This window comes from Moorena sp. SIO3I6 (assembly GCF_010672095.1).
Genome location: NZ_JAAHHU010000748.1, coordinates 1 through 2,307 on the forward strand (window position 1 = coordinate 1; position 2,307 = coordinate 2,307).

The 2,307-nt window shown below is 41.0% G+C and carries 2 protein-coding genes; both read left to right on the plus strand.

Translation table 11 applies throughout. The annotated features are described in order from the left end of the window. Positions 1–621: hypothetical protein (locus tag F6K49_RS42200; protein ID WP_293107310.1), on the plus strand; the 621-nt coding region annotated here is incomplete at its 5' end. Between the two features lie 586 nt (positions 622–1,207). Next, positions 1,208–2,307: peptidoglycan-binding protein (locus F6K49_RS42205; protein ID WP_293107313.1), on the plus strand; the 1,100-nt coding region annotated here is incomplete at its 3' end.

The following is a 2,307-nucleotide window of genomic DNA, read 5'->3' on the forward strand; positions in this document are numbered from 1 at the left end:
CGGCAACTAAAAAATATTGGAACGCCTGATGCCTGTGAGCAAGTTGAGCGTATTATTGGAGAATTTACTGAACTACCTTCGCTTAAGACAAGCCTGATATCTGCAAAAGAGAGCATGCGTCGTAAAACCTGGCAGCAACTTCAGCCAGAAGAGGTTATTGATGAGATATTAGATCATGATCCCAGAGTTAATCAAACTGTGCCAGTAAATCAAGCTACATATATAGAAAATTATAATTATAATGAAGGTGACCTTAGCATAAAAAACAATATCAAGATGGTTGACGAAAATAATACTATCAACACAAATGGCGGCGATGTTATCAACAATACAGGTATTGTTGATAACCGTAAAATTGGTAATAACAACAACATTATCGCAAACGGAGAAGGCAACAAGATCAACGTCAATGACTCTAAAAGCAATCCTAACAGCGGAGATATATGGGCGAAAGGGAGTGTGATTATAGGTTTTTTAGCTTTGGTTGTGGGAGTGCTCGGATTATTCTTTAATGGGATATCGAACGAGCCAATAAAAAGATTTTTCGGAATAGATCAGCAGCCGTCACTGTCACCAACGCCAACTGTTCCATCTCCTTCTTCAACTCCAGATAGTGAATAGGGATAATATATAGGAACAGGGAGCAGGGAGTAGGGAGCAGGGAGCAGTGAAGTCATAACAGGTAAGAGGGTAAAAATAATTTGTACCTGATTAGACTATAAACCGCTATAGTCTGATAGAAAAAGCTTTTTGATTTTTGAAGGCTATACTTTCATAATTAATAATATTTAATTATAGCATTTATTGAATTTATAAACGGTTATCAACCTCAAAGTCCCCCTTTTTAAGGGGGATTTAGGGGGATCCCTTTGTACCTCATGGGATAGAAAATAGCTATATAGCGTTTTTAATAGCTATGAGGTACAGAGATTTTTTCCTTATTACCTACTCCCGACTCCCGACTCCCTAGTCCCTACTCCCTGCTCCCTACTCCCTTTACCATAGTTTACAAAACTTTACAAACCTCTTCACCAAAATATCCGGGTTCACAAAATAAATTCAGCAAAGCTTACTAGACTCAAGTGCTGTCTATAGCGTTTCTCGATCAGATGTAAACCTAGGAGGTCTTTTTTTATTGTCGAATAAAACTCCCGATCTCTTTCCCCTCTTACCTCCTCCCTTTATTAAGGGCTAGCGGGGATTCCTCTTGCATGCATGCCTTTTAAAGCAAGAACTGTGTTTACAACCCAGATACAAACGCTATATGCCTGACCCCTCTACTCTCCTACTACTAGCCTACAGCCACTGCAAAAATGCCACTGCTAGTCTTGACTACAGTAAAAGCATTATCTGCACGCCCACTCAGAAGCCCAAGCAATCCCCTCGGCTGGGGAAACCCTCCAAGAGCATCACTGCTCCAGAAGCGATCGCATTGGCTCAAGACTCTCGATTCAGTAATCTCAAAACACTCCAGGGAGAGTCTTCACAAGAGATAAAGTTGCCCCCAACACTGCGTTTGGGTAGCCAAGGGGAAGTTGTGACTAGACTACAAACTCTACTGCAACAGTTGGGATACTACCAACAGCCAGTGGATGGTGTATACGGTTCCAATACCTTTGCTGCTGTCTCTACATTCCAGCAAGCACTAGGGTTGAATGCGGATGGTATTGTTGGACCAATAACCTGGATAACGCTACAACAATTGCACTCAGAATCCTTATCTGCTAACCAAGAGAGTATCGGGGAAAGCCAGGATACTATCATTAATAATTTTATTTCAACACCAGAGTCTCCCTTAGCAAATCAATCTGTTCGTTCAACCCCCTTGAACTACCTCAGCAATAAACCACTATACCTATGGTTATTTGGCTGGGCAGTGGTATCTCTTAGTGGATGGGGAGTAATTGCGCTACAGATAAACTATAAACGGCTCCCAATTCGGCTGAGGATAGGAAAATCCTCTACAAAAACAGGGCAACCTGAGAATATTATTTTGCCCATAGAAGATAGCGAATCAAGCATCTATTCAGATGATTTGCTAACTATCATCAGTGAGAGCGAGATAGAGCAATCCTCAAGCCCTGAAACGGTCTCTGAAACGGTTGCCATAGATGAAACTGTAGACCAAAACAATCAAGACTTAAGCTTAGGGAAGTATGGTCTACTTCTGTTCACCAGCCCAGTGGCAACAAGCCCTAATAGTTTACCGATACAATTTGAAGAGAGTAAAGAAAATACAGCTAAGCTAAACTTGGCTAAATCCTCTACTTTGTTCTTGCCCTTAGATCAGATTAAATTTAAACAATC